The sequence below is a fragment of the Streptomyces carminius genome (assembly GCF_002794255.1).
Lineage (GTDB): Bacteria > Actinomycetota > Actinomycetes > Streptomycetales > Streptomycetaceae > Streptomyces > Streptomyces carminius.
Genome location: NZ_PGGW01000022.1, coordinates 68,932 through 86,805, shown reverse-complemented (window position 1 = coordinate 86,805; position 17,874 = coordinate 68,932). Strand labels below are relative to the sequence as shown.

Sequence of the window (17,874 nt, the reverse complement as noted above, 5' to 3'; positions counted from 1 at the left end):
GAAAACGATCGACAAAAGCCCGACCGGTGATCGGTCAGGCCCTATGCCGGAACACTTCTCAGCGAACCCTCCTGAACCACCGGAGCGCTGACCTGGCGTCAGCCTGACAGGCCGCCAGGTTCAGCAGCAGCCGGCCCCCGCCCCCGCCGCCCCCGGAAGCGTCCGCCGGTTGCGGGCCTCGGCGTTGCGCGCGGCCAGCAGCTCGTCGGCCGGGTAGCCGACCTCCTCCAGGGTGAGCCCGTGCGGCCGCACCACGTGCACCGCCGAGTCCCGCACCCGCGCGGCCAGCACCTCGCCCGGCCAGGCGGGCGGCCGGTGCCCGTCCCCGACGAAGAGCAGCGCGCCCACCAGGGAGCGCACCATGTTGTGGCAGAAGGCGTCGGCCACGACCCGCGCCTCCACGGTGCCGTCCGGCAGCCGCTCCCAGCGCAGCTCCCGCAGCGTCCGTATGGTGGTCGCGCCCTCGCGCCGCTTGCAGTACGCCGCGAAGTCGTGCTCCCCCAGCAGCGCCTCGGCCGCGGTGTTCATGGCCGCCACGTCCAGCGGCCAGTCGTGCCACAGGATGTGACCGCGCCGCAGCGGGTCCACCCCGCCCGGGTGGTCGCAGACCCGGTAGGCGTAGCGGCGCCAGATCGCCGAGAAGCGCGCGTTGAAGTGGTGCGGCGCCTCGGCGACCCGGTGCACCCGTACGTCGTGCGGCAGCCGTCCGGCCAGTCTGCGCAGCAGCCTCTCGCGGTGCGCCGCCCACAGTTCTCCGGGCAGGTCGACGTGCGCAACCTGGCCGCGGGCGTGCACCCCGGCGTCGGTGCGGCCGGCGACCGTCAGCTCGAAGACCTCCGCCGAGCGGGTCACCACCCGCAGCGCCTCCTCCAGCTCGCCCTGGACGGTGCGCCGGCCGTGTTGCCGGGCCCAGCCGGAGAAGTCCCTCCCGTCGTACGACAGGTCCAGCCGGACCCGTACGCGTCCGGGCTCCACTTCCTCGCTCAACGCCGGTGATCCTCTCCAACGGCGGCGGACCCGTCTCCGGGTCGGGAGACGGGTCCGCCTGTGGTGCTGCCTGTGCTGCCGTACGGCTCGGGCCGCGCCGGGTCCGAAGGGGGCCTCAGGCCTCCTTCTTCTCCTCGCCTGCCTCGCCGCTCTCGTCGGCCTTCTCCTCGGCCGGGGCCTCGTCGTCCTTCTTCAGGCCCGCCAGGGCCTCGTCGCCCGCGGCGTCCTTGCCGGCGTCCTGCTCCTTGACCGAGCGCTTCGTGGCGGCCTCGGCCTCGCCGACGGCCTCCTGCTGCACGGTCAGGGCCTCCACCAGCTCGATGACGGCCATGGGCGCGTTGTCGCCCCGGCGGTTACCGATCTTGGTGATACGGGTGTAGCCGCCCGGGCGGTTCTCGTAGCGCGGGGCGATCTCGGTGAAGAGCGTGTGGACGACGCTCTTGTCCAGGATCGAGCGCATCACCTGGCGGCGGTTGTGCAGGTCGCCCTTCTTCGCCTTGGTGATCAGGCGCTCCGCCACCGGGCGCAGCCGGCGGGCCTTGGCCTCGGTGGTGGTGATGCGGCCGTGCTCGAAGAGGCTGGTGGCGAGGTTCGCCAGCATGGCCTTCTGGTGCGCGGCGCTGCCGCCCAGACGGGCACCCTTGGTGGGCTTCGGCATGGGTCCTTCTCCTCGGTGTCTGCACCGGCCGTATCAGGTACCGGTGTCAGTGTCCGTACGGGCTTGTGCCCGCCGGAGCCCGGGGCGCGCGGCACATGATGCGCGGTGCCCCGGAGGTTGTGGGCCGGCCGGGTGCGGCGGATGCCGCGCCCGGCCGGGGCCGCCGGTGGGAACCGGCGGCGGTACCGCTCGTGGCGGTACCGCTCCGTCTCAGTACTGCTCGGTCTCGACGAAGCCGGAGTCCGCGTCGTCGTCGGCGCCGAAGGCGTCCGCGGCGGCGGTCGGGTCGAATCCGGGCGGGCTGTCCTTGAGGGTCAGGCCCATCCCGGCGAGCTTCGCCTTGACCTCGTCGATCGACTTGGCGCCGAAGTTGCGGATGTCGAGCAGGTCCGCCTCGGAGCGGGCCACCAGCTCGCCCACCGAGTGGATGCCCTCGCGCTTGAGGCAGTTGTAGGAGCGGACGGTCAGCTCCAGCTCCTCGATCGGCAGGGCCAGGTCGGCGGCGAGCGCGGCGTCCGTCGGGGACGGGCCCATGTCGATGCCCTCGGCGTCGACGTTCAGCTCGCGGGCCAGACCGAACAGCTCGACCAGGGTCTTTCCGGCGGACGCCATGGCGTCCCGGGGCCGCATGGACTCCTTGGTCTCGACGTCGACGATCAGCTTGTCGAAGTCGGTGCGCTGCTCGACACGGGTCGCCTCGACCTTGTAGGTGACCTTCAGGACCGGCGAGTAGATGGAGTCGACCGGGATGCGGCCGATCTCCTGGCCGGCCTGCTTGTTCTGCACCGCGGAGACGTAGCCGCGACCGCGCTCGACGGTCAGCTCCATCTCCAGCTTGCCCTTGCCGTTCAGCGTGGCGAGCACCAGGTCGGGGTTGTGGACCTCGACACCGGCCGGCGGTGCGATGTCGGCGGCGGTGACCAGACCCGGGCCCTGCTTGCGCAGGTACATCACGACCGGCTCGTCGTGCTCCGAGGAGACGACCAGGCTCTTGATGTTGAGGATCAGGTCGGTGACGTCCTCCTTGACGCCCGGCACGGTGGTGAACTCGTGCAGGACCCCGTCGATCCGGATGCTCGTCACGGCGGCACCGGGGATCGAGGAGAGGAGCGTACGGCGCAGGGAGTTTCCGAGGGTGTAGCCGAAGCCGGGCTCCAGCGGTTCGATCACGAACCGCGAGCGGAACTCGTCGACGACCTCTTCGGTCAGTGAGGGGCGCTGAGCGATCAGCATGGGGATGTGCCTCCAGTCTTCGGCAACCGCTATTTGATGCCGAGCGCCGGGCGAAGGCCCGGTTTTCTACTGCAAGGGTACGGGCGGTGCGGCCCGTGCGGGCCGCACCGCCCGTGACCGGGAGCCGGTACTCCGGATTACTTGGAGTACAGCTCGACGATCAGCTGCTCCTGCACCTGGGTGTCGATCACCTGGCGCTCGGGCAGCGAGTGGACGAGGATCCGCAGCTGCGACGGAATGGCCTCGAGCCACGCCGGCACGGTCTTGTCGCCGGCCTCCGCCTGAGCCACCTGGAAGGGGGTCATGGTGCGGGAGGACGGACGGACCTCGACGATGTCGTTGGGAGCGACGCGAGCCGACGGGATGTCGGTCTTGCGGCCGTTCACCATGATGTGTCCGTGGCGGACGAGCTGGCGGGCGTGGTCGCGGGACTTGGCGAAGCCGGCCCGGTAGACCACGTTGTCCAGACGGGACTCCAGAATGCGGAGCAGGTTCTCGCCCGTCTTGCCCTGCTTGCGGTTCGCTTCGTTGAAGTAACCGCGGAACTGCTTCTCAAGGACTCCGTAGATGCGGGCGGCCTTCTGCTTCTCACGCTTCTGCAGCAGGTACTCGCTGTCCTTGGTGCGCCCGCGTCCGTGCTCACCCGGGGGGTAAGGACGGATCTCGATCGGGCACTTAGCGCTCTCGCACTTGGCTCCCTTGAGGAAGAGCTTCTGCTTCTCCCGACGGCAACGCTTGCAGTCGGCCCCGGTGTAACGCGCCATAGTCGTGTATCTCCTACTTCAGCTGGTCAGACGCGGCGACGCTTCGGCGGGCGGCAGCCGTTGTGCGGGGTCGGGGTGACGTCCTGGATCGAGCCGACCTCGAGGCCGGTGGCCTGGAGGGAGCGGATCGCGGTCTCACGGCCGGAGCCGGGACCCTTGACGAACACGTCGACCTTGCGCATGCCGTGCTCCTGCGCGCGACGGGCGGCCGACTCGGCGGCCATCTGCGCGGCGAACGGCGTCGACTTGCGCGAGCCCTTGAAGCCCACGTGACCGGCGGAGGCCCAGGAAATCACGTTGCCGGTGGGGTCGGTGATGGAAACGATGGTGTTGTTGAACGTGCTCTTGATGTGAGCGTGCCCGTGGGCGACGTTCTTCTTCTCCTTGCGGCGCACCTTCTTGGCGCCGGCCGTACGGCCCTTCGGAGGCATAAAGAGTTTCTCCTGTGGAGGTGGTCGGTCCTACAGTCCGGACCTGTCGTCGGTGTCCGGTGCGGACTACTTCTTGCCCGGCTTCTTCTTGCCGGCGATCGCGCGGCGCGGGCCCTTGCGGGTCCGGGCGTTCGTGCTGGTGCGCTGGCCCCGGACGGGCAGGCCGCGACGGTGCCGCAGACCCTGGTAGCTGCCGATCTCGACCTTGCGGCGGATGTCGGCCTGGATCTCACGACGGAGGTCACCCTCGGTCCTGATGTTGGCCTCGACGTACTCGCGGATCCGGACCAGCTCTTCTTCGGTCAGGTCGCGGACGCGCGTGTCCGGGTTCACCCCGGTGCTGGCCAGCGTCTGCTGGGACAGCGTGCGGCCGATGCCGAAGACATAGGTGAGGGCGACCTCCACACGCTTGTCGCGCGGGAGATCAACGCCTTCGAGGCGTGCCATGGACGTGGCTCCTGGTTTCTACTCGGAGGTCTTCCGCAGCACCGTTCCCGTAAAGATCTACGAGCCGGGTCCCCGGCCTCCGTCCGGGGGTGTCGTCCCCACCGACAGTGAGAGGTGTCACGGCGGGGGGTCGGGTGACTGCGTATCTGGTTGTGTCGCTTGCGTCGCGCGAAGAGCCGCGAGGTGCGAGGTGGGTCTTACGTCAGCCCTGGCGCTGCTTGTGGCGCAGGTTCTCGCAGATCACCATGACCCGGCCGTGGCGGCGGATCACCTTGCACTTGTCGCAAATCTTCTTGACGCTCGGCTTGACCTTCATGGGATGTGAGGTTCTCCGGGTCAGGCCACCACCCCGCGCGAACGGGATGAGGGCGAGAGATCTACTTGTAGCGGTAGACGATCCGCCCGCGCGTCAGGTCGTAGGGGGACAGCTCCACCACGACACGGTCGTCGGGCAGGATACGGATGTAGTGCATCCGCATCTTGCCGCTGATGTGCGCGAGGACCTGGTGCCCGTTCTGGAGCTCCACCTTGAACATCGCGTTCGGGAGAGACTCGACGACGGTGCCCTCGATCTCGATGGCCCCTTGTTTTTTGGCCATGCTTGAGCGCTTCACCTTCCGGGATCGGCTACCTGGATCAGCCCGTGGGTGCGCGCAGGCACACATGGACCGACGAGCCAGTCTACGACACGGCGCGGCGAAACACGAATCGGGGATGTATGCCCATCCGGGTAGATCCTTATGCGGCCCGGAGGGAAGAACCAGGGAAAGAAAACAGCGGGCACGGAAGCCGTTCCGCTCGCCCGGGCGAGCCCCGGAGGGCTCAGGCCAGCGGATCGGGGGCGGCCGTGACGCCGTACTCGGCCAGCTTCGCCCTGCCGCCGTCCGGCGCGGTCAGCACCAGCGGCCCCTGCTCGGTCAGGGCCACCGAGTGCTCCCAGTGGCAGGCCCAGGAGCCGTCGTCGGTCTTGACCGTCCACTCGTCGTCCAGGACGTGGGTCTTGGCGGTGCCCAGACCGACCATCGGCTCGATCGCCAGACATATCCCCGGCACCAGCCGCGGGCCGCGGCCCCGGCGGCGGTCGACGTAGTTCAGCAGGTGCGGGTCCATGTGCATCTGGCTGCCGATGCCGTGCCCGCCGTAGTCCTCGATGATCCCGTAGCGGCCGGAGGCCGGACGGGGCTGGCGGCGGATGTAGCCCTCGATCGCCTTGGAGACGTCCACCAGCCGGTTGCCCTTGCGCATGGCCGCGATGCCGGCCCACATGGACTCCTCGGTGACCCGGCTCAGCTCGTGCAGCTCCGGGGCGTGCCCCTCGCCGACGAAGACGGTGATCGCCGCGTCCCCGTGCCAGCCGTCGACGATCGCGCCGGCGTCGACGGAGATGATGTCGCCGGACTTCAGGACCGTCTCGCTGTCCGGGATGCCGTGCACGACGACGTCGTTCACGGAGGTGCAGATGTTGCCGGGGAAGCCGCCGTAGCCGAGGAAGTTCGGCTTGGCGCCGTGGTCGGCGAGCACCTTGGCGGCGACCTCGTCCAGCTCCCTGGTGGTCGCGCCCGGTACCGCCGCCTCGCGGCACGCGGCGTGCATCGCGGCGACGACCAGACCTGCCGCGCGCATCTTCGCGATCTGCTCGGGGGTCTTGAGCTCCACCATGCGGCTGACGCCTTCCAGCTGTTCGGTTCGGTCACGATCACCCGGCGCGACGCACCGGGCCCATCTCTACACGATACGGCCGCGGCACCCGAACGGGGCACCGCGGCCGGTCGCCGTCATCCTCGCACCGCTAGGCGGAACGGCCGAGCGCCTCCATCGCGCGCCTGGTCACCTCGTCGACCTTGCCGAGCGCCGAGATGGTCACGACCAGCTCCTGCGCCTTGTAGTAGTCGATGATCGGCTCGGTCTCCGTGTGGTAGACCTCCAGGCGCTTGCGGACGGTGTCCTCGCTGTCGTCCTCGCGCTGGTACAGCTCGCCGCCGCAGACGTCGCAGACGCCCTCGGTCTTCGGCGGGGTGTACTCGACATGGAAGATGTGCGTGCTGTCGTTGCGGCACATCCGCCGTCCGGCGATCCGCTTCACGACCTCGTCCTCGGGGACCTCCAGGTCGAGCACCGCGTCCAGCTTCGTCCCCGTCCCGCGCAGGATCCCGTCCAGGGCCTCGGCCTGGGAGAGGTTGCGCGGGAAGCCGTCGAGCAGGAAGCCGTCGGCCGCGTCCGGCTCCGCCATGCGACCCCTGGCCATGCCGATGGTGACCTCGTCCGGCACGAGCTGCCCGGCGCGCATGTACTCCTGCGCCTTCTGCCCGAGCGGGGTGCCCTGGCTGATGTTGGCACGGAAGAGATCACCGGTGGAGATGTGCGGAATGGACAGGTTCTTGGCCAGGTACGCGGCCTGCGTACCCTTGCCCGCGCCCGGCGGCCCGACGAGGACGATTCGCATCAGCGGAGGAACCCTTCGTAATGGCGCTGCTGCAGCTGGCTCTCGATCTGCTTCACGGTCTCCAGACCAACGCCCACGATGATGAGGAGGCTGGTCCCGCCGAACGGGAAGTTCTGATTCGCGTTGAACAACACCAGCGCGACGGTGGGCACCAGAGCGATCAGGCCCAGATAGAGCGAACCGGGCCACGTGATGCGGTTCAGCACGTAGCTCAGGTACTCGGCCGTGGGGCGACCTGCCCGGATACCCGGAATGAAGCCACCATACTTCTTCATGTTGTCGGCAACGTCTTCGGGGTTGAAGGAGATGGCGACGTAGAAGAAGGCGAAGAAGACGATCAGCACGAAGTACGTGATGATGTAGTAGGGGTGGTCACCCCGGACGAAGTGCTGGTTGATCCAGTCTGCCCAGCCCGCCTGGGAACCGCTGAACTGGACGATCAGCGCCGGAATGTAGAGCAGCGAGGCCGCGAAGATGACGGGGATGACACCCGCCTGGTTCACCTTGAGCGGGATGTAGGTGGAGGTTCCGCCGTAGGAGCGGCGCCCGATCATCCGCTTGGCGTACTGCACCGGGATGCGGCGCTGGGCCTGCTCGACGAAGACCACCAGTCCGACCATCGCCAGACCGCAGACGATCACCACGCCGAACTCGATCCAGCCGTCGGCGAGGTTGCCCTGCTGCTTGATGGCCCACAGGGCGCCGGGGAAGCCGGCCGCGATCGACACGAACATCAGGATCGACATGCCGTTGCCGATGCCCTTGTCGGTGATCAGTTCGCCCAGCCACATGATCAGCGTGGCACCGGCGGTCATGGCGATCACCATGGTGATCGTGGTGAAGATCGAGTCGTCCGGGATGATCTGGTCCCGGACGGAGCACTGTGCGAAGAGGCTGCCGCTGCGCGCCGTCGCCACCAGACCGGTGGCCTGGAGCACACTGAGCGCCACGGTGAGGTAACGGGTGTACTGCGTGATCTTCGCCTGGCCGGACTGCCCCTCCTTCTTCAGGGCCTCCAGCCGCGGGATCACCACCACCAGCAGCTGCAGGATGATGCTCGCCGTGATGTACGGCATGATCCCGAGTGCGAAGATCGTCAACTGCAGCAGCGCGCCACCGCTGAACATGTTCACCAGGCCGAAGAGGCCGGCGCCGGCGCTCTCGGCCTCTTTCACGCACAGGTTGACGTTCTCGAAGCTCACCCCTGGGGCGGGGACGTGTGCCCCGAGCCGGAAGAGCACCATGATGCCCAGGGTGAAGAGCAGCTTCTTGCGCAGGTCGGGCGTCTTGAACGCCCGGGCGAACGCGGTGAGCACGGTGCCTCCTGCGCCCCCCGCGTCACACGCGAGAGGTTACGGTCGTGAGGATCAACGGATAAAACATTCAGATTCCACAGGGCAAACCTGCGGAGGTCAATAACGCACGCCACCTTACCGGCGAGCATGCCCCCCTTGGAACGGCCGACCGGGGACGCCCGTTCCCATGGGCGCCCCCGGTTTGCCGTGTCACTCGGCCGAACGTGCTCAGGCGAGCTCGTCGACCGTACCGCCGGCGGCGGTGATCTTCTCCTTGGCGGAACCGGAGACCTTGTCGACGGTCACCCGCAGGGCCACGGAGATGTCGCCGTTGCCCAGCACCTTCACGGGCTGGTTCTTGCGCACCGCGCCCTTGGCCACCAGGTCGGCGACGGTGACGTCGCCGCCCTCCGGGTACAGGGCCGACAGCTTGTCCAGGTTGACGACCTGGTACTCGGTGCGGAACGGGTTCTTGAAGCCCTTGAGCTTGGGCAGCCGCATGTGCAGCGGCATCTGCCCACCCTCGAAGCGCTCCGGAACCTGGTAGCGGGCCTTGGTGCCCTTGGTGCCACGGCCTGCGGTCTTGCCCTTGGACGCCTCACCACGACCGACACGGGTCTTGGCGGTCTTGGCGCCCGGGGCGGGCCGGAGGTTGTGGACCTTCAGCGGCTTGCTCGCGGGAGACTCAGCCATGTCAGTCGACCTCCTCGACCGTCACGAGGTGGCGGACGGTCTGCACCATGCCGCGGATCTCGGGGCGGTCCTCCTTGACGACCGTGTCGTTCACTCGCTTGAGGCCGAGCGAACGCAGGGTGTCCCGGTGGTTCTGCTTGCTGCCGATGTAGGACTTGGTCTGGGTGACCTTCAGACGAGCCATCAGCCACTCACCCCAGCCCGCGCCCGCAGCAGAGCGGCGGGAGCGACGTCCTCCAGCGGCAGACCGCGGCGGGCGGCGATCTCCTCGGGACGCTGCAGGCCCTTCAGAGCGGCCACCGTGGCGTGCACGATGTTGATGGGGTTGGACGAGCCGAGCGACTTGCTCAGCACGTCGTGGATGCCCGCGCACTCCAGCACGGCGCGCACCGGGCCACCGGCGATCACACCGGTACCGGGCGAAGCCGGCTTGAGCAGCACGACACCCGCGGCCTCCTCACCCTGGATCGGGTGGGGGATGGTGCCCTGGATCCGGGGGACCTTGAAGAAGTGCTTCTTGGCCTCCTCCACACCCTTGGCGATGGCGGCCGGCACCTCCTTGGCCTTGCCGTATCCGACACCCACGGTGCCGTCACCGTCGCCCACCACGACCAGCGCGGTGAAGCTGAAGCGACGACCACCCTTCACAACCTTGGCGACGCGGTTGATCGCGACGACCCGCTCGACGTACGCGGTCTTCTCGGCGGCCGCGCCGCCGTCCCGCCGGTCCCGTCGGTCCCGCCGCTCGCCGCCACCGGCGCCGCCACCGCGGCGCTGGGGTCCAGCCATTGGATTTACCTCTCTCTATGCGTCCGCTTGCGTGGGGACCGGCTCAGAACCTGAGCCCGGCCTCGCGGGCGGCGTCGGCCAGGGCGGCGATCCGCCCGGCGTACTTGTTGCCACCGCGGTCGAACACGACGGCCTCGATGCCCGCGGCCTTCGCCCGCTCGGCGACCAGGGCTCCGACCTTCTTGGCCAGCTCGCTCTTGTCGCCGTCGGCGCCGCGGATCGAACTGTCCAGGGTCGAGGCCGAGGCGAGCGTGTGGCCCGCGACGTCGTCGACGACCTGCGCCACCATGTGACGGTTGGAACGCGTCACCACCAGGCGCGGACGCTCGGGGGTGCCCGAGACCTTCTTGCGGACGCGGATGTGGCGCCGCTTGACAGCGACGGCCTTGCGGGCGCTGCCCTTCGCGATCTTCACACCGTATGCCATGGCTTACTTACCAGCCTTTCCGACCTTGCGGCGGATGACCTCGCCCGCGTACTTGACGCCCTTGGCCTTGTACGGGTCGGGCTTGCGCAGCTTGCGGATCCGCGCGGCGATCTCGCCGACCTGCTGCTTGTCGATGCCCTCGACGCTGAACTTCGTCGGGGACTCCACCTTGAAGGTGATGCCCTGGGGGGCCTCGACCAGGATCGGGTGGCTGTAGCCCAGGGAGAACTCCAGGTTGGAGCCCTTGGCCTGGACGCGGTAGCCGACCCCGCTGATCTCGAGCTGCTTGGTGTACCCCTGGGTCACGCCAGTGATCATGTTCGCCACCAGCGTGCGGGACAGACCGTGCAGGGCCTTGTTCCGGCTCTCGTCGTTGGGACGGGTGACACGGATCGTGCCGTCCTCGTCCCGGGCGACCTCGATGGGGGCGGCGACGGTGTGCGCCAGGGTGCCCTTGGGGCCCTTCACGGCGACCGTACGGCCATCGATGGTGACGTCCACACCGGCGGGAACCTGGATGGGGAGCTTGCCGATACGCGACATTGCCTTACCTCCGTTCCCTTCCGCTACCAGACGTAGGCGAGGACTTCCCCACCCACGCCCTTCTTCTGAGCCTGCTTGTCGGTGAGGAGACCGTGGGAGGTGGAGATGATCGCCACTCCCAGGCCGCCGAGCACCTTCGGCAGGTTGGTGGACTTCGCGTAGACCCGCAGACCCGGCTTGCTGATGCGCTTGATGCCGGCGATCGAACGCTCGCGGTTCGGCCCGAACTTGAGCTCCAGGACGAGGTTCTTGCCCACCGGGGCGTCCTCGACCTTCCAGCCGGTGATGTAGCCCTCCTGCTGGAGGATCTCCGCGATGTGCGACTTGATCTTGCTGTGCGGCATCACGACGGTGTCGTGGTACGCCGAGTTCGCGTTTCGCAGACGCGTCAGCATGTCTGCGATCGGATCGGTCATGGTCATGTGATGGCCTTCGGCCTCTCTCGCCGGGGTTTCCTGTATGCGCCGTCCCTCTCCCCGTACGCGGGAAGCGACGGGACGGGTGCGGTGCGGGGACCTACGGCGTAGTAAGACGGTCATGGACGGCGAGCGCCCAGCCCACAAGCCTAGGGCACGCGGGGCGGGCGTTCGCCGGCCAGGATGCTCTTACCGAGAGTCCCTGGGGTCCGCCGGAGCGGACCTACCAGGAGCTCTTGGTGACGCCCGGCAGCTCGCCGCGGTGGGCCATCTCACGAAGGCACACACGGCACAGGCCGAACTTGCGGTAGACGGAGTGGGGACGGCCGCAGCGCTGGCAGCGCGTGTAACCACGCACCGCGAACTTGGGCTTGCGGGCCGCCTTGGCGATCAGAGCCTTCTTGGCCACTGCTCAGGCCTCCTTGAACGGGAATCCGAGGTGACGCAGCAGGGCGCGGCCCTCCTCGTCGGTGTTCGCCGTGGTGACCACGGTGATGTCCATGCCTCGGACCCGGTCGATCTTGTCCTGGTCGATCTCGTGGAACATGACCTGCTCCGTGAGACCGAAGGTGTAGTTGCCCCGGCCGTCGAACTGCTTGGGCGACAGACCGCGGAAGTCGCGGATGCGCGGCAGCGCCAGCGACAGCAGACGGTCCAGGAACTCCCACATGCGGTCACCCCGGAGGGTGACGTGGGCACCGATCGGCTGACCCTCGCGCAGCTTGAACTGCGCGATGGACTTCCGGGCCTTGGTCACGGCCGGCTTCTGGCCGGTGATCGTGGCGAGGTCGCGGACGGCGCCCTCGATCAGCTTGGAGTCGCGGGCGGCCTCGCCCACACCCATGTTGACCACGATCTTGGTGAGACCGGGGATCTGCATGACGTTGCCGTACTCGAACTCGTCACGCAGCTTGCCCGCGATCTCCTCGCGGTAGCGCACCTTCAGGCGCGGCTGCACTTTGGTGGCGGTAGTCATCAGATGTCCTCACCGGTCCGCTTGGCAACGCGGATCTTGTTGCCTTCGTCGTCGAAGCGGTAACCGACGCGGGTGACGACCTTCTTGCCGTCCTTCTCCACCACGAGCTGCACGTTGCTCACGTGGATCGGGGCCTCGGTCGTCACGATCCCGCCGGTCTTCGAGCCACGGGCGGTCTGTCCGGCCTTGGTGTGCTTCTTGACCCGGTTGACACCCTCGACCAGGACGCGGTTGTCGCGGGGGTAGGCCACGATGACCTTCCCCTGCTTCCCCTTGTCCTTGCCGGTGATGACCTGGACCAGGTCACCCTTCTTGATCTTCATCGGTTACAGCACCTCCGGCGCGAGGGAGATGATCTTCATGAACTTCTTCTCGCGCAGCTCACGGCCCACCGGGCCGAAGATACGGGTGCCGCGGGGGTCGCCGTCGTTCTTGAGGATGACGGCGGCGTTCTCGTCGAAGCGGATGTACGAGCCGTCCGGGCGGCGGCGCTCCTTGACGGTGCGCACGACGACGGCCTTGACGACGTCGCCCTTCTTCACGTTGCCACCGGGGATCGCGTCCTTGACGGTGGCGACGATGACGTCCCCGACACCCGCGTAGCGGCGGCCGGAGCCACCGAGAACACGGATGCAGAGGATCTCCTTCGCTCCCGTGTTGTCGGCGACGCGCAGTCGCGACTCCTGCTGGATCACGTCTATCTCCTGATCGTCTGCCGGTTCCCGGTGGGTGCGCGCGGTGCCGCGCGCACCTCACCGAGCCTGGCGGAACTCGTCCCGAGAAGTGCTCTCGGGGGTTACTTGGCCTTCTCGAGGATCTCGACGACGCGCCAGCGCTTGGTCGCGGACAGCGGCCGGGTCTCCATCAGGAGGACCCGGTCGCCGACACCCGCGGCGTTCTGCTCGTCGTGCGCCTTGAGCTTGTTCGTACGGCGGATGACCTTGCCGTACAGGGCGTGCTTGACGCGGTCCTCGACGGCGACGACGACGGTCTTGTCCATCTTGTCGCTGACGACCAGACCCTCACGGGTCTTGCGGAAGCCGCGCTTGCTGTTGGCAGTCTCAGTCACATTCGTCTCGCTCATCAGGCGCTCTCCACCGTCTCGATGCCGAGCTCGCGCTCCCGCATCAGGGTGTAGATCCGGGCGATGTCCTTACGGACGGCCTTCAGCCGGCCGTTGTTCTCCAGCTGTCCGGTCGCCGCCTGGAAACGGAGCTTGAACAGCTCCTCCTTGGCCTCGCGCAGCTTCCCGACGAGTTCCTCGTCGCTCAGCTCGCGCAGCTCGCTCGCCTTGGTACCGGCCGCCATCACGACTCACCTGCCTCGCGCCGAACGATCCGGCACTTCATCGGAAGCTTGTGAGCAGCGCGGGTGAGCGCCTCACGAGCAATCTTCTCGTTCGGGTAGGAAAGCTCGAACATCACCCGACCGGGCTTGACGTTCGCGACCCACCACTCCGGCGAGCCCTTGCCGGAGCCCATGCGGGTCTCGGCGGGCTTCTTGGTCAGCGGACGGTCCGGGTAGATGTTGATCCACACCTTGCCGCCACGCTTGATGTGCCGCGTCATGGAGATACGCGCGGCCTCGATCTGCCGGTTGGTCACGTAGGCGGCGGTGACGGCCTGGATGCCGTACTCGCCGAACGCGACCTCGGTGCCACCCTTGGCCATGCCCCTGCGCTTGGGGTGGTGCTGCTTGCGGTGCTTGACCCTGCGGGGGATCAGCATGACGGTCAGGCCTCCTTCCCGGCAGAGCCGGTGCTCTCGGCGGCCGGAGCGGAGGTGCTCGCCTCGGCCTTGGGGGCCTCGGTCCGCTCCTGCTGCGGCTTGCGTCCGCGGCCGCCGCGCTCGCCACCGCGGCGCGGGCGGTCGTTGCCGCCACCACCGCGCGACGGGCGGTTGCCGGCGCGGGCCGCGGCGTTCTCGGCACGGACCTCGGCGATGTTCTTGACGTCGCCCTTGTAGATCCAGACCTTCACACCGATCCGGCCGAAGGACGTCTTGGCCTCGAAGAAGCCGTAGTCCACGTTGGCGCGGAGGGTGTGCAGGGGGACCCGGCCCTCGCGGTAGAACTCGGAGCGGGACATCTCGGCGCCGCCGAGGCGGCCACCGCACTGGATCTTGATGCCCTTGGCGCCGGCCTTCATCGTGCTCTGCATCGACTTGCGCATCGCACGGCGGAAGGAGACGCGGGAGGACAGCTGCTCGGCGACGGCCTGGGCCACCAGCTGGGCGTCCGTCTCCGGGTTCTTCACCTCGAGGATGTTGAACTGGATCTGCTTGCCGGTCAGCTTCTCCAGCCGACCGCGGATGCGCTCCGCCTCGGCGCCGCGGCGGCCGATCACGATGCCCGGACGGGCGGTGTGAACGTCGACGCGGACGCGGTCGCGGGTGCGCTCGATCTCCACCTTGGAGATGCCGGCCCGCTCCATGCCCTGCGTGAGCAGGCGGCGGATCTCGACGTCTTCCTTGATGTAGTCCTTGTAGAGCTTGTCGGCGTACCAGCGCGACTTGAAGTCGGTGGTGATGCCCAGCCGGAACCCGTGCGGGTTGACCTTCTGCCCCATTACCGGGTTCCTTCCTTGCTGCTGACGACCACCGTGATGTGGCTGGTCCGCTTACGGATCCGGTAGGCACGGCCCTGGGCGCGCGGCCGGAACCGCTTCAGGGTCGGGCCCTCGTCGACATAGGCCTCGGAGATGAACAGGCTGTCGACGTCGGTGTGGTCGTAGTTGTGCGCGGCGTTGGCGATGGCGCTGTCGAGCACCTTGCCCACGGGCACGCTCGCGGCCTGCGGAGCGAAACGCAGGACCGCCTGAGCCTCCGTGGCATCCATGCCACGGATGAGGTCCACCACACGGCGGGCCTTCATGGGCGTGACGCGGATGTACCGCGCCTGGGCCCTGGCTTCCATGGTCGTCCCTTCGGTGTCAGTCATTGGTCTTCGCTGTTTCCGCAGATCAGCGACGCCGCGACTTGCGGTCGTCCTTCTCGTGGCCGCGGAAGGTGCGGGTCGGCGCGAACTCGCCGAGCTTGTGGCCGACCATCGACTCGGTGACGAACACCGGGACGTGCTTGCGGCCGTCGTGCACCGCGATCGTGTGGCCCAGCATGGCCGGGACGATCATCGAGCGGCGGGACCAGGTCTTGATGACGTTCTTGGTGCCTGCGTCGTTCTGCGTGTCCACCTTCTTGATCAGGTGGTCGTCGACGAAGGGCCCCTTCTTGAGACTGCGCGGCATCGAAAACCCGCCTCCTAGCGCTTCTTGTTCGTCTTGCGGCGGCGGACGATGTACTTGTTGCTGGCCTTCTTCGGCGAGCGAGTACGTCCTTCCTTCTTGCCCCACGGCGAGACCGGGTGACGACCACCGGAGGTCTTGCCCTCACCACCACCGTGCGGGTGGTCGACCGGGTTCATGACCACACCGCGGACGGTCGGGCGGACGCCCTTCCAGCGCATGCGGCCGGCCTTGCCCCAGTTGATGTTCGACTGCTCGGCGTTGCCGACCTCGCCGACGGTGGCGCGGCAGCGCACGTCGACCAGGCGGATCTCACCGGAGGGCATGCGGAGGTGGGCCATGCGGCCCTCCTTCGCCAGCAGCTGCACGGAGGCACCGGCGGAGCGGGCGAACTTCGCGCCGCCGCCGGGGCTCAGCTCGATGGCGTGGATGGTCGTACCGACCGGGATGTTGCGCAGCGCCAGGTTGTTGCCGGGCTTGATGTCGGCACCGGGACCGTTCTCGACGCGGGCGCCCTGCTTCAGACCGGCCGGGGCGAGGATGTAGCGCTTCTCGCCGTCGGCGTAGTGCAGCAGCGCGATGCGCGCGGTGCGGTTCGGGTCGTACTCGATGTGCGCGACCTTGGCCGGCACGCCGTCCTTGTCGTGACGGCGGAAGTCGATCACACGGTAGGCGCGCTTGTGGCCACCGCCCTGGTGGCGGACGGTCACACGACCGGCGTTGTTACGGCCGCCCTTGCTGTGCAGCGGGCGGACCAGCGACTTCTCCGGCGTGGACCGCGTGATCTCGACGAAGTCGGCGACACTGGCGCCACGACGGCCCGGAGTCGTCGGCTTGTACTTGCGGATACCCATTTCTCAGTCCTCGTCCGATATCGGACGGTACGGCCTCCGTCAGGAGACCGGACCGCCGAAGATGTCGATACGGTCGCCCTCGGCGAGGGTCACGATGGCGCGCTTGGTGTCGGCGCGCTTGCCGTAGCCGGTCCGAGTGCGCTTGCGCTTGCCCTGCCGGTTGATCGTGTTGACCCCGGTGACCTTGACCGAGAAGACCGTCTCGACGGCCTGCTTGATCTGGGTCTTGTTGGCACGCGGGTCGACGACGAACGTGTACTTGTTCTCGTCCAGCAGCGCGTAGCTCTTCTCCGAGACCACCGGCTTGATCAGGATGTCGCGGGGGTCGGAGAAGGTCTTGCTGGTGACGGTCGCCTCACTCATCAGGCGTTGCTCCCTTCGCGCTCGGCAGCCGTACGGCCGGCCACGAAGCTCTCGAAGGCGGCCTTGGTGAAGACCACGTCGTCGGAGACGAGCACGTCGTAGGTGTTCAGCTGACCCGGCTCCAGGATGTGGACCTGGGGCAGGTTGCGGGCGGACAGCCACGCGGCCTCGTCGCTCCGCTCGACGACCAGCAGCACGTTCTTGCGCTCGCTGATCCTGCCGAGCAGGCCCTTGGCGGCCTTGGTGGACGGGGCCTCGCCCTCGACCACGCCGGTGACGACGTGGACGCGGTCGTGGCGCGCCCGGTCGGAGAGGGCACCGCGCAGGGCGGCGGCCTTCATCTTCTTCGGGGTGCGCTGCGAGTAGTCGCGCGGCACCGGACCGTGCACGACGCCACCGCCGGCGAACTGCGGCGCGCGGGTCGAGCCCTGGCGGGCGCGGCCGGTGCCCTTCTGGCGGTACGGCTTCTTGCCGCCGCCGCGGACCTCGCCGCGGGTCTTGGTCTTGTGCGTGCCCTGGCGGGCAGCGGCCAGCTGGGCGACGACGACCTGGTGGATCAGCGGAACGCTGACCTGCGCGTCGAAGATCTCCGCGGGGAGCTCGACGGTCCCGGCCTTGTCGCCTGCCGGCGAAAGGATGTCAATGGTGCTCATCTACCTCAGGCCCCCTTGGCCGCGGTACGGACCAGGACGAGGCCGCCGTTCGGACCGGGAACCGCGCCCTTGATGAGCAGCAGTCCCTTCTCCGCGTCAACGGCGTGGACGGTCAGGTTCTGGGTGGTGACCCGCTCGTTGCCCATGCGGCCGGCCATGCGCAGGCCCTTGAACACGCGGCCCGGGGTGGCGCAGCCGCCGATGGAACCGGGCGAGCGGTGCTTGCGCTGGGTGCCGTGGCCGGCGCCGAGGCCGGCGAAGCCGTGGCGCTTCATGACGCCGGCGGTGCCCTTGCCCTTGCTCTTGCCGGTCACGTCGACCTTGGTGCCGGACTCGAACACCTCGGCGGTGATCTCCTGGCCGAGCGCGTACTCGGCGGCGTCCGCGGTGCGCAGCTCCACCAGGTGACGGCGCGGGGGCACGTCGGCCTTGGCGAAGTGGCCCTTGAGGGGCTTGTTCACCTTGCGCGGGTCGATCTCGCCGAAGGCGATCTGGACGGCCTCGTAGCCGTCCTTGTCAGCGGTGCGCACCTGGGTGACGACACAGGGGCCGGCCTTGACGACAGTGACCGGGACGACACGGTTGTTCTCGTCCCAGACCTGGGTCATGCCGAGCTTCTCGCCCAGGACGCCCTTGATCTGCTTCGTGGTCATCTCTTCCGGGC

31 protein-coding genes are annotated in these 17,874 nt (G+C 68.2%); all 31 read right to left on the bottom strand.

All coding sequences use genetic code 11. The features are described from left to right. Positions 1-120: 120 nt before the first annotated feature. Positions 121-987 (bottom strand): tRNA pseudouridine(38-40) synthase TruA, encoded by an 867-nt coding sequence (gene truA, locus CUT44_RS08425; protein WP_100201553.1) that lies wholly within the window; start codon positions 985-987, stop codon positions 121-123. Positions 988-1,102: 115 nt separating this feature from the next. Next, positions 1,103-1,645 carry a 50S ribosomal protein L17 gene (gene rplQ, locus CUT44_RS08420; protein ID WP_100201552.1) on the bottom strand — a complete coding sequence of 181 codons (543 nt, stop codon included), beginning with the start codon at positions 1,643-1,645 and terminating at the stop codon, positions 1,103-1,105. 210 nt (positions 1,646-1,855) lie between these two features. Beyond that, the gene (locus CUT44_RS08415) at positions 1,856-2,878 is read right to left on the bottom strand and encodes a DNA-directed RNA polymerase subunit alpha (protein WP_093660637.1); all 1,023 of its coding nucleotides are present in this window, start codon (positions 2,876-2,878) and stop codon (positions 1,856-1,858) included. Positions 2,879-3,015: 137 nt separating this feature from the next. After that, positions 3,016-3,642, bottom strand: a complete 627-nt coding sequence (rpsD, locus tag CUT44_RS08410; protein WP_100201551.1) for a 30S ribosomal protein S4 — start codon at positions 3,640-3,642, stop codon at positions 3,016-3,018. A 26-nt stretch (positions 3,643-3,668) separates the two neighbouring features. After that, positions 3,669-4,073: a 30S ribosomal protein S11 gene (gene rpsK, locus CUT44_RS08405; protein ID WP_004571845.1), complete on the bottom strand. Its 405-nt coding sequence runs from the start codon at positions 4,071-4,073 to the stop codon at positions 3,669-3,671. 66 nt (positions 4,074-4,139) lie between these two features. After that, positions 4,140-4,520: a 30S ribosomal protein S13 gene (gene rpsM, locus CUT44_RS08400; protein WP_100201550.1), complete on the bottom strand. Its 381-nt coding sequence runs from the start codon at positions 4,518-4,520 to the stop codon at positions 4,140-4,142. 202 nt (positions 4,521-4,722) lie between these two features. Continuing rightward, positions 4,723-4,836 carry a 50S ribosomal protein L36 gene (gene rpmJ, locus CUT44_RS08395; protein WP_009740505.1) on the bottom strand — a complete coding sequence of 38 codons (114 nt, stop codon included), beginning with the start codon at positions 4,834-4,836 and terminating at the stop codon, positions 4,723-4,725. 61 nt (positions 4,837-4,897) lie between these two features. Further along, a complete protein-coding gene (gene infA / locus CUT44_RS08390; RefSeq protein ID WP_003948620.1) occupies positions 4,898-5,119 on the bottom strand; it encodes a translation initiation factor IF-1 in 222 nt (73 codons plus the stop codon). A 223-nt stretch (positions 5,120-5,342) separates the two neighbouring features. Continuing rightward, complete coding sequence (map, locus tag CUT44_RS08385; RefSeq protein ID WP_100201549.1) at positions 5,343-6,179, bottom strand: type I methionyl aminopeptidase; 837 nt, start codon at positions 6,177-6,179, stop codon at positions 5,343-5,345. A gap of 130 nt (positions 6,180-6,309) precedes the next feature. Continuing rightward, positions 6,310-6,963, bottom strand: coding sequence for an adenylate kinase (locus CUT44_RS08380; protein WP_100201548.1), 654 nt, complete (start codon positions 6,961-6,963; stop codon positions 6,310-6,312). Continuing rightward, positions 6,963-8,279 carry a preprotein translocase subunit SecY gene (gene secY, locus CUT44_RS08375; RefSeq protein ID WP_100201547.1) on the bottom strand — a complete coding sequence of 439 codons (1,317 nt, stop codon included), beginning with the start codon at positions 8,277-8,279 and terminating at the stop codon, positions 6,963-6,965. The genes CUT44_RS08380 and secY overlap by 1 nt, the downstream gene beginning before the upstream one ends. A gap of 207 nt (positions 8,280-8,486) precedes the next feature. Next, positions 8,487-8,951: a 50S ribosomal protein L15 gene (gene rplO, locus CUT44_RS08370; RefSeq protein ID WP_100201546.1), complete on the bottom strand. Its 465-nt coding sequence runs from the start codon at positions 8,949-8,951 to the stop codon at positions 8,487-8,489. 1 nt (position 8,952) lies between these two features. Next, on the bottom strand, positions 8,953-9,135 hold the full coding sequence (gene rpmD, locus CUT44_RS08365) for a 50S ribosomal protein L30 (RefSeq protein WP_100201545.1): 183 nt from the start codon (positions 9,133-9,135) through the stop codon (positions 8,953-8,955). Beyond that, the gene (gene rpsE / locus CUT44_RS08360; protein WP_100201544.1) at positions 9,135-9,740 is read right to left on the bottom strand and encodes a 30S ribosomal protein S5; all 606 of its coding nucleotides are present in this window, start codon (positions 9,738-9,740) and stop codon (positions 9,135-9,137) included. Before rpsE ends, rpmD begins: the two co-directional genes overlap by 1 nt. A 43-nt stretch (positions 9,741-9,783) precedes the next feature. After that, entirely contained in the window at positions 9,784-10,167 is a 384-nt protein-coding gene (gene rplR / locus CUT44_RS08355; protein ID WP_100201543.1) for a 50S ribosomal protein L18, read from the bottom strand. A 3-nt stretch (positions 10,168-10,170) separates the two neighbouring features. Beyond that, positions 10,171-10,710, bottom strand: coding sequence for a 50S ribosomal protein L6 (gene rplF / locus CUT44_RS08350; protein ID WP_100201542.1), 540 nt, complete (start codon positions 10,708-10,710; stop codon positions 10,171-10,173). A gap of 23 nt (positions 10,711-10,733) precedes the next feature. Further along, the gene (gene rpsH, locus CUT44_RS08345) at positions 10,734-11,132 is read right to left on the bottom strand and encodes a 30S ribosomal protein S8 (RefSeq protein WP_093660615.1); all 399 of its coding nucleotides are present in this window, start codon (positions 11,130-11,132) and stop codon (positions 10,734-10,736) included. Positions 11,133-11,349: 217 nt separating this feature from the next. After that, entirely contained in the window at positions 11,350-11,535 is a 186-nt protein-coding gene (locus CUT44_RS08335) for a type Z 30S ribosomal protein S14 (protein ID WP_049567381.1), read from the bottom strand. Between the two features lie 3 nt (positions 11,536-11,538). Beyond that, on the bottom strand, positions 11,539-12,102 hold the full coding sequence (rplE, locus tag CUT44_RS08330) for a 50S ribosomal protein L5 (protein ID WP_100201540.1): 564 nt from the start codon (positions 12,100-12,102) through the stop codon (positions 11,539-11,541). After that, positions 12,102-12,425 carry a 50S ribosomal protein L24 gene (gene rplX, locus CUT44_RS08325; protein ID WP_100201539.1) on the bottom strand — a complete coding sequence of 108 codons (324 nt, stop codon included), beginning with the start codon at positions 12,423-12,425 and terminating at the stop codon, positions 12,102-12,104. The genes rplE and rplX overlap by 1 nt, the downstream gene beginning before the upstream one ends. Before the next feature lie 3 nt (positions 12,426-12,428). Beyond that, a complete protein-coding gene (gene rplN / locus CUT44_RS08320) occupies positions 12,429-12,797 on the bottom strand; it encodes a 50S ribosomal protein L14 (RefSeq protein ID WP_100201538.1) in 369 nt (122 codons plus the stop codon). A 101-nt stretch (positions 12,798-12,898) separates the two neighbouring features. Further along, on the bottom strand, positions 12,899-13,186 hold the full coding sequence (gene rpsQ / locus CUT44_RS08315) for a 30S ribosomal protein S17 (protein ID WP_100201537.1): 288 nt from the start codon (positions 13,184-13,186) through the stop codon (positions 12,899-12,901). Further along, positions 13,186-13,410 (bottom strand): 50S ribosomal protein L29, encoded by a 225-nt coding sequence (gene rpmC, locus CUT44_RS08310; RefSeq protein ID WP_100201536.1) that lies wholly within the window; start codon positions 13,408-13,410, stop codon positions 13,186-13,188. The genes rpsQ and rpmC overlap by 1 nt, the downstream gene beginning before the upstream one ends. After that, positions 13,410-13,829 (bottom strand): 50S ribosomal protein L16, encoded by a 420-nt coding sequence (gene rplP, locus CUT44_RS08305; RefSeq protein ID WP_100201535.1) that lies wholly within the window; start codon positions 13,827-13,829, stop codon positions 13,410-13,412. Before rplP ends, rpmC begins: the two co-directional genes overlap by 1 nt. A 5-nt stretch (positions 13,830-13,834) precedes the next feature. Next, positions 13,835-14,668, bottom strand: a complete 834-nt coding sequence (gene rpsC, locus CUT44_RS08300) for a 30S ribosomal protein S3 (RefSeq protein WP_100201534.1) — start codon at positions 14,666-14,668, stop codon at positions 13,835-13,837. Beyond that, positions 14,668-15,015, bottom strand: a complete 348-nt coding sequence (gene rplV, locus CUT44_RS08295) for a 50S ribosomal protein L22 (protein ID WP_006130776.1) — start codon at positions 15,013-15,015, stop codon at positions 14,668-14,670. The genes rpsC and rplV overlap by 1 nt, the downstream gene beginning before the upstream one ends. Before the next feature lie 46 nt (positions 15,016-15,061). Further along, positions 15,062-15,343, bottom strand: a complete 282-nt coding sequence (rpsS, locus tag CUT44_RS08290) for a 30S ribosomal protein S19 (protein ID WP_100201533.1) — start codon at positions 15,341-15,343, stop codon at positions 15,062-15,064. 14 nt (positions 15,344-15,357) lie between these two features. Next, positions 15,358-16,194 (bottom strand): 50S ribosomal protein L2, encoded by an 837-nt coding sequence (gene rplB / locus CUT44_RS08285; protein ID WP_100201532.1) that lies wholly within the window; start codon positions 16,192-16,194, stop codon positions 15,358-15,360. A 39-nt stretch (positions 16,195-16,233) separates the two neighbouring features. Next, positions 16,234-16,557: a 50S ribosomal protein L23 gene (rplW, locus tag CUT44_RS08280; protein ID WP_100201531.1), complete on the bottom strand. Its 324-nt coding sequence runs from the start codon at positions 16,555-16,557 to the stop codon at positions 16,234-16,236. Continuing rightward, positions 16,557-17,210, bottom strand: a complete 654-nt coding sequence (rplD, locus tag CUT44_RS08275) for a 50S ribosomal protein L4 (protein ID WP_100201530.1) — start codon at positions 17,208-17,210, stop codon at positions 16,557-16,559. The genes rplW and rplD overlap by 1 nt, the downstream gene beginning before the upstream one ends. A 5-nt stretch (positions 17,211-17,215) precedes the next feature. Continuing rightward, positions 17,216-17,863 (bottom strand): 50S ribosomal protein L3, encoded by a 648-nt coding sequence (rplC, locus tag CUT44_RS08270; RefSeq protein ID WP_100201529.1) that lies wholly within the window; start codon positions 17,861-17,863, stop codon positions 17,216-17,218. Between the last annotated feature and the right edge of the window lie 11 nt (positions 17,864-17,874).

Bases quoted from the DNA above. Each gene is read 5' to 3' on its own strand.
- rplF (WP_100201542.1), bottom strand. From the start codon at position 10,710: ATGTCGCGTATCGGCAAGCTCCCCATCCAGGTTCCCGCCGGTGTGGAC.
- map (WP_100201549.1), bottom strand. From the start codon at position 6,179: ATGGTGGAGCTCAAGACCCCCGAGCAGATCGCGAAGATGCGCGCGGCA.
- CUT44_RS08415 (WP_093660637.1), bottom strand. From the start codon at position 2,878: ATGCTGATCGCTCAGCGCCCCTCACTGACCGAAGAGGTCGTCGACGAG.
- rplQ (WP_100201552.1), bottom strand. From the start codon at position 1,645: ATGCCGAAGCCCACCAAGGGTGCCCGTCTGGGCGGCAGCGCCGCGCAC.
- rpsM (WP_100201550.1), bottom strand. From the start codon at position 4,520: ATGGCACGCCTCGAAGGCGTTGATCTCCCGCGCGACAAGCGTGTGGAG.
- rplO (WP_100201546.1), bottom strand. From the start codon at position 8,951: ATGGCTGAGTCTCCCGCGAGCAAGCCGCTGAAGGTCCACAACCTCCGG.
- rpmJ (WP_009740505.1), bottom strand. From the start codon at position 4,836: ATGAAGGTCAAGCCGAGCGTCAAGAAGATTTGCGACAAGTGCAAGGTG.
- rplV (WP_006130776.1), bottom strand. From the start codon at position 15,015: ATGGAAGCCAGGGCCCAGGCGCGGTACATCCGCGTCACGCCCATGAAG.
- rplP (WP_100201535.1), bottom strand. From the start codon at position 13,829: ATGCTGATCCCCCGCAGGGTCAAGCACCGCAAGCAGCACCACCCCAAG.
- rplX (WP_100201539.1), bottom strand. From the start codon at position 12,425: ATGAAGATCAAGAAGGGTGACCTGGTCCAGGTCATCACCGGCAAGGAC.
- rpsQ (WP_100201537.1), bottom strand. From the start codon at position 13,186: ATGAGCGAGACGAATGTGACTGAGACTGCCAACAGCAAGCGCGGCTTC.
- rpsC (WP_100201534.1), bottom strand. From the start codon at position 14,668: ATGGGGCAGAAGGTCAACCCGCACGGGTTCCGGCTGGGCATCACCACC.
- infA (WP_003948620.1), bottom strand. From the start codon at position 5,119: ATGGCCAAAAAACAAGGGGCCATCGAGATCGAGGGCACCGTCGTCGAG.
- rpsS (WP_100201533.1), bottom strand. From the start codon at position 15,343: ATGCCGCGCAGTCTCAAGAAGGGGCCCTTCGTCGACGACCACCTGATC.
- rpsE (WP_100201544.1), bottom strand. From the start codon at position 9,740: ATGGCTGGACCCCAGCGCCGCGGTGGCGGCGCCGGTGGCGGCGAGCGG.
- rplR (WP_100201543.1), bottom strand. From the start codon at position 10,167: ATGGCATACGGTGTGAAGATCGCGAAGGGCAGCGCCCGCAAGGCCGTC.
- rpsK (WP_004571845.1), bottom strand. From the start codon at position 4,073: ATGCCTCCGAAGGGCCGTACGGCCGGCGCCAAGAAGGTGCGCCGCAAG.
- rpsH (WP_093660615.1), bottom strand. From the start codon at position 11,132: ATGACCATGACCGATCCGATCGCAGACATGCTGACGCGTCTGCGAAAC.
- rpsD (WP_100201551.1), bottom strand. From the start codon at position 3,642: ATGGCGCGTTACACCGGGGCCGACTGCAAGCGTTGCCGTCGGGAGAAG.
- rpmC (WP_100201536.1), bottom strand. From the start codon at position 13,410: ATGGCGGCCGGTACCAAGGCGAGCGAGCTGCGCGAGCTGAGCGACGAG.
- rplB (WP_100201532.1), bottom strand. From the start codon at position 16,194: ATGGGTATCCGCAAGTACAAGCCGACGACTCCGGGCCGTCGTGGCGCC.
- rplD (WP_100201530.1), bottom strand. From the start codon at position 17,210: ATGAGCACCATTGACATCCTTTCGCCGGCAGGCGACAAGGCCGGGACC.
- rpmD (WP_100201545.1), bottom strand. From the start codon at position 9,135: ATGGCTCGTCTGAAGGTCACCCAGACCAAGTCCTACATCGGCAGCAAG.
- CUT44_RS08380 (WP_100201548.1), bottom strand. From the start codon at position 6,963: ATGCGAATCGTCCTCGTCGGGCCGCCGGGCGCGGGCAAGGGTACGCAG.
- rplW (WP_100201531.1), bottom strand. From the start codon at position 16,557: ATGAGTGAGGCGACCGTCACCAGCAAGACCTTCTCCGACCCCCGCGAC.
- rplE (WP_100201540.1), bottom strand. From the start codon at position 12,102: ATGACTACCGCCACCAAAGTGCAGCCGCGCCTGAAGGTGCGCTACCGC.
- rplC (WP_100201529.1), bottom strand. From the start codon at position 17,863: ATGACCACGAAGCAGATCAAGGGCGTCCTGGGCGAGAAGCTCGGCATG.